General features: G+C 45.3%; 8 protein-coding genes. 1 reads left to right on the top strand and 7 read right to left on the bottom strand.

Annotated features, from left to right (window positions below; translation table 11 throughout):
• The 6 genes from QT973_RS26705 to QT973_RS26680 form a co-directional block, all read right to left on the bottom strand.
• Positions 1-449, bottom strand: a 449-nt coding sequence (locus QT973_RS26705) for a hypothetical protein (protein WP_333314864.1), incomplete at its 3' end; no start/stop codon positions are given.
• Positions 450-644: 195 nt separating this feature from the next.
• Complete coding sequence (locus QT973_RS26700) at positions 645-929, bottom strand: type II toxin-antitoxin system RelE/ParE family toxin (protein ID WP_194062326.1); 285 nt, start codon at positions 927-929, stop codon at positions 645-647.
• Entirely contained in the window at positions 926-1138 is a 213-nt protein-coding gene (locus QT973_RS26695; protein ID WP_194062328.1) for a hypothetical protein, read from the bottom strand. The genes QT973_RS26700 and QT973_RS26695 overlap by 4 nt, the downstream gene beginning before the upstream one ends.
• A gap of 164 nt (positions 1139-1302) precedes the next feature.
• Entirely contained in the window at positions 1303-1671 is a 369-nt protein-coding gene (locus tag QT973_RS26690) for a XisI protein (protein ID WP_333212831.1), read from the bottom strand.
• A complete protein-coding gene (locus QT973_RS26685; protein WP_333058612.1) occupies positions 1659-2141 on the bottom strand; it encodes an element excision factor XisH family protein in 483 nt (160 codons plus the stop codon). The genes QT973_RS26690 and QT973_RS26685 overlap by 13 nt, the downstream gene beginning before the upstream one ends.
• Entirely contained in the window at positions 2141-2290 is a 150-nt protein-coding gene (locus QT973_RS26680) for a hypothetical protein (protein ID WP_333058613.1), read from the bottom strand. The genes QT973_RS26685 and QT973_RS26680 overlap by 1 nt, the downstream gene beginning before the upstream one ends.
• A gap of 144 nt (positions 2291-2434) precedes the next feature.
• Here QT973_RS26680 and QT973_RS26675 point away from each other — a divergent pair, with 144 nt between their 5' ends.
• Entirely contained in the window at positions 2435-4135 is a 1701-nt protein-coding gene (locus tag QT973_RS26675) for an ABC-F family ATP-binding cassette domain-containing protein (protein ID WP_333321171.1), read from the top strand.
• 79 nt (positions 4136-4214) lie between these two features.
• Here the strand turns inward: QT973_RS26675 and QT973_RS26670 are convergent, their stop codons facing one another.
• Positions 4215-5165 (bottom strand): fructosamine kinase family protein, encoded by a 951-nt coding sequence (locus QT973_RS26670; protein ID WP_333058615.1) that lies wholly within the window; start codon positions 5163-5165, stop codon positions 4215-4217.
• Positions 5166-5507 lie beyond the last annotated feature (342 nt).

The following is a 5507-nucleotide window of genomic DNA, read 5'->3' as shown; positions in this document are numbered from 1 at the left end:
ACTAACCAGAGGGTTAGGCTAATCGTCCTTGGATATTCTTTATCCATTTGGATTAAACGAGTCGCACTCCACGCAATTGTACTGTACCCTTGTCCAATAATTACGCCCCCCTGATATTCATGGGTTCTATCTTTTAATGTTTTAGCATCTGGTCTCCCCCATGCAGTGTGGTCAATTGCCACTAACAGATGTTCTGCTACGGGTACTTGCTGTTCTAATTGCTGGAGATACAGCAGCATCAGTTTTTTCCGGTCTGGCCTACAGTCTTGCAATGCCTCGTAAACGCTTGACCATTGACGATTAAATAATGGATTGAGCGAAAATTCGGCCAAACATGACGAATTACTGGTGGTCATCACTGCATCCATGAGCTCGAATGTTGCATCCTTGCCTCGTACCAATAACTCGTATGCTTCTTGACGAAAGTCCTTTAATCGTTCACTGTTCATTTAAGGAGTGAATAGGTTGTTATTTTTCACCCTCATTCTCTCCTTAACGGTGGCTCTAGTTTTTCTTGGGCCACCGTTCTCATCTTTAGTTAGTCTAAACTACAGTTTTTTCTGTTACCCCTATTTATTGAGCGGATACCTTTCTTCCATATTAAAAAAGCAGATAGAAAGAGGTGATCGCATAAACTAGCATTTTCAATACACCTCATCATGGCTACCAATATCAAGCAAGAGAATTTCCTCATCTCCTGACTCTGGATTCTCAACAAAATTAAATACAATCCGACAGTCATACTCCACAGAACAAGCCCAAGATCCCGCTAACTGACCTTTGAGTTTGTGTGTTTGTAGTGATGGCTCGAAAGAGTTTTCTGCCAAAAGTCTTAAAATAGCTTCAACTTTGGGCTGTAGTTCCGGGTGTTTGCGAATGAGGGCTTTGTAAGCACGTTTAAATGATTGAGCAAAGGTGATAAGTTTCAACGGTTTAGCTCCGCGATCGCTTCATTAACTGTACCTCGAAAGACCTTTCCAGATTGATAGTCTTGTTTTCCTTGTGCAATGTTAGCAGCAATTTCGGTGCGACGGCGATCGCTAAGTCTCCGGTGCATGATGACAAGTAAAGCAGTTTGTTCGTCTATAGACAAGGTTTCGATCTCGTCTAAAATGCTGTCAAATGTTGAGGTTTGCATGGTGAATTAGGTTTTGTGGCGATAATGGCTGTCTTATTTTACTTGAGTTTAAGGGAATTTGCTGAAGGCGATGGCACCTCCGATCGCCTGCTTTAAAGTTGAAGCGCGTGAAGCGAAGCTATCCCGTAGGGCATCGCCCTCCAAGTCAAATCCCTTCCACTCCATCATACTTTCAAGGATTCTCGCTGCTGTTCACTACAAGGCACTCCATAAGCAGTATACGGTCTAACATCAGGCGGTTGCAGTCCCAAAACAATTGATTTAGCCGGAATTCCCGCTGCAACTAACTCCTCAGCAATCAGGCGATCGGTATTATTTGCTTGAATCCACACCTGACCATCAATAATATCAATATGAATCACGCAATGGTGAATGCGCTGCTCGTTAAACCAACCTATATTGATTAACATATAGCGGTCATTTTCTACATCAAAAATTGTGGCGTTTTGCGTCCCACTATCACAAACGGGAATCTCAGCGTATTCAGTAAGGAGCTGTCTAACAAGTTGGCGATAATTATTTAAGCTATCCATTGTACTATTTCCTCGGTTTTTGGGTTGAAAACAACCAAATTTAGGCGGTTATTATCTAGCAATATCTGACCAAAATTTTCTCCTTCAAAAAGCTCTGTAAAAGCATTTAGTAGAATTGCCAGATACAGTTGTCTTTCTGATTCCGTCCGTTTTGCGATGTCATAGTAAAGAGTATATTTACCCAAAGCTTGCTCTAAATCTGCAATTCTAGACTCTCTGATAAAACTTTTAACTTCAACGGCTATCTTGCGATCGTTGTTCTCAGCAGCTAATAGCTGTTCGGCACCAAGATCGATCGATAGGTTTCTCTTCGCCCAAGCCAAGGGATACGGATCGTGGGTAATTGTCCAGCCAGCCTTAATCAGAGCCTGTTTGACAACTTGATGATAAATGTCTCTTGCTGGCACGATCGCTCTCTTTTGCGATCGAGGTTGACACTGACTATTATAATGTGCAGAAGTCTCAACCATTATTCGAGAAATTCAATCTCAAACAACACGATCGCCCGTAAGCGTTGCCCTCGAAGAGGATCGCCCCACCCAAATAGTCCTGAACCCACATCGAGGCCAGAAACCGGGTTTCTTCCTATATCTCTAGCCCAGAATCTGCGATTTTTCATAGAAACCCGGTTTCTTCCCGTAACTCCTACCAAATCAAAATCTGGCAATACCCTAAATATAATTAAAATTTGTTAAGATTAACTCGACCTCAGCGCCGGCATCCCATCCGCCGCTAAACCTGCCCTTCCCCAGTCCCCACAACAATGCTGCGACTCGAACACATCAGTAAAATTTACCCCACAGGCGTCGTACTCAAAGATGTCACCTGGGAAGTCAAACCGGGCGATCGCATCGGCTTAGTCGGCGTTAACGGTGCCGGTAAATCCACCCAACTCAAAATCATCGCCGGCGAAATCGAACCCACCGCAGGCGAAGTCATTCGCCCCGCCAGCCTCCACATCGCCTACCTCTCCCAAGAATTTGAAGTAGATCCGACTCGCACCGTCAAAGAAGAATTTTGGCGCGCCTTCAGCGAAGCCAACGAAGTCCACGAATCCCTGATGCAAGTCCATCGAGACTTGGAAAACTCCTCTCCAGAAAATCTCGACGAACTGATCCACAAAATGGATCGGCTGCAACGGCAATTTGAAGGCTTAAACGGCTACGGTTTAGAAGCCCAAATCGAGAAAATTCTGCCCGAAATCGGATTTGAACCCGAAGATGGCGATCGATTAGTCAGCGCCTTCAGCGGCGGCTGGCAAATGCGGATGAGTTTGGGCAAAATTCTCCTGCAAAAACCCGACATCCTGCTGCTAGACGAACCTACCAACCACCTCGACTTAGAAACGATCGAATGGCTGGAAGTATACCTCAAAGGGCTGACAACCCCAATGGTAATCGTATCCCATGACCGAGAATTTCTCGATCGGCTCTGCACCCAAATCGTCGAAACCGAACGCGGCGTTTCCAGCACCTACCTTGGCAACTACTCCTCCTATCTGCTACAAAAAGCAGAAGCCAGAGAAGCCCAACTCAGCGCCTACGAAAGCCAGCAAAAAGAACTCGAAAAACAGCAAGCATTCGTTGAAAAATTCCGCGCCAGCGCTACTCGCAGCACCCAAGCCAAAAGCCGCGAGAAACAGTTAGACAAAATCGAACGCATCGAAGCGCCCACCGGCGGATTAAAAACTTTGCATTTCCGGTTTCCCCCCGCACCCCGCAGCGGCCGCGAAGTAGCAATAATTGAAGATTTGGTACACACCTACGGCGAAAAAATCCTATTTTTAGGAGCCGACTTATTAATTGAAAGGGGCGATCGCATAGCCTTTCTCGGCCCCAACGGCGCGGGTAAATCTACTCTGCTGCGGATGATTATGGGCTTGGAAAAGCCGACTGAAGGTACTGTCAAATTGGGAGGCCACAACGTCATCCCCGGTTACTTTGAACAGAATCAGGCAGAGGCCTTAGATTTGAATAAAAGCGTGATGCAAACGATTCACGACGAAGTACCCGACTGGAAAAATGAAGAAGTTCGGACTTTGTTGGGCCGTTTCTTATTTACGGGCGAAACAGTATTCAAACAAGTTGGCGCTTTAAGCGGCGGCGAAAAAGCCCGCCTAGCTTTGGCAAAAATGCTGTTGACTCCTGTGAATTTGCTAATTTTGGACGAACCTACAAATCACCTCGATATTCCGGCGAAAGAGATGATGGAAGAGGCGATTCAGAATTATGACGGTACCGTAATTATCGTTTCGCACGATCGCTATTTCATCTCCCAAGTCGCTAACAAAATAGTCGAGATTCGGGACGGAGAGTTTCGCCCTTATTTGGGAGATTACCACTACTATCTCGATAAAATAGCTGAAGAAAAAGAGCTAGCCAAGTTAGCCAAAATTGAAGCAGAAAAAGCAGCTAAAAAAGCAGAAAAAGAAGCGAAGAAAAAAGCTGCTGCTAAGCAAAAATAAACTTGCATCCCACGCAGATAAACCTTAAATCCGCGTTTATCTGCGTGCATCTGCGGTTTAAAAAGCATCTGATTCTTAACTAACCCAAAATTCGACTAATCATCTGATTCGCCTGGGACTCGTAACTCCCACCAAACAATTTAAAATGATTTAAAATGTGATAGAGATTATAAAGAGTTTTGCGTTCTTCATACCCTGAATCCAAAGGCAAAACCTGATTATATCCCCGGTAAAACTGCGCCGGAAATCCACCAAATAGCTCGGTCATCGCAAGATCAACTTCTCTATCTCCCAAATATGCCGCCGGGTCAAAAATCACCGGTTCCCCCGCAGATGTCACCCCCGCATTTCCCCCCCACAAATCCCCGTGAACTAGCGAGGGTTGAGGTTCATAACCAGCTAACAATTCAGGAATCATCTCTAATAAACGTTCTCCTTGCGGAAAATGACCTCCCCGGCGCCTAGCCAATTTTAACTGATAACCAATCCGATGTTCGGCCCAAAATTCGGCCCAATTTGCCGTCCAATTATTAATTTGTATAGTTGAGCCGATCGTATTATTAATCTCCCAACCAAAAAATCCCCTTAGCAAGCTAGAATTAGGCTCTTCTCCCCCCCTTAGCAAGCTAGAATTAGGCTCTTCTCCCCCCCTTAGCAAGGGGGGGCTGGGGGGGGTGTATTTGTGCATTTCGGCGAGTTTTCGCCCCATTTCTTCCCAAGCTCGATCGCCCCCGCGTCCTCCCAAATCCAGCCATTCCAGCACAATATAAGCGGAATTCCCCTCAGTTCCCCAGCAAATCGGCTCAGGTACTCGAATCGTCTGGGTTTCCCGCATTTGCTGCAAACCCAGCGCTTCAGCTTCAAACATCGCGACTTGGGAAGCTTGATTGATTTTCACGAAGTAAGTGCGGGAACTGCTGCTGATATAATAGCCTTGATTGATGCAGCCACCGCTGACGGAACGGCGATTGTCGATCGAAAATGTTTCTCCGGCTGTTTCAGAGATGTGCGCGGCAATTTTCTCCCACATAGCATGAAATCGTGTTGAGGGTTGAGGGCGATCGAAATTACTTTAACAGGTATAGCAAATTAAAAATTAATCAGCAAAAACAACAAAGCTTAATTAGCAAAAACAACAAAGCACCTATCTGTACAGAGAGGTGCTTTTGTTTAAAAATGGTTCCAGGGATTGAGCTATTTTCGAGCTGGAACCAGGGCGTTTAACCATCTAAAAATTAGTAGTATCTCAGTGATGCCACTGAGTATTTTGAAACTACCAAAAAGTAGTAAGGGTGAAAAACCCTGAAGACTGCAGAGAATTAAGTCATCATCATCACCATGTAGAAAGAGAGGTCAAGCCCTCGGTCTATTA

Source organism: Microcoleus sp. Z1_A1 (assembly GCF_036700305.1).
Classification (GTDB): Bacteria; Cyanobacteriota; Cyanobacteriia; order Cyanobacteriales; family Microcoleaceae; genus Microcoleus.
Note: the sequence above shows the minus strand (reverse complement) of the source record. Positions and strands in the feature narration are given on the sequence as shown.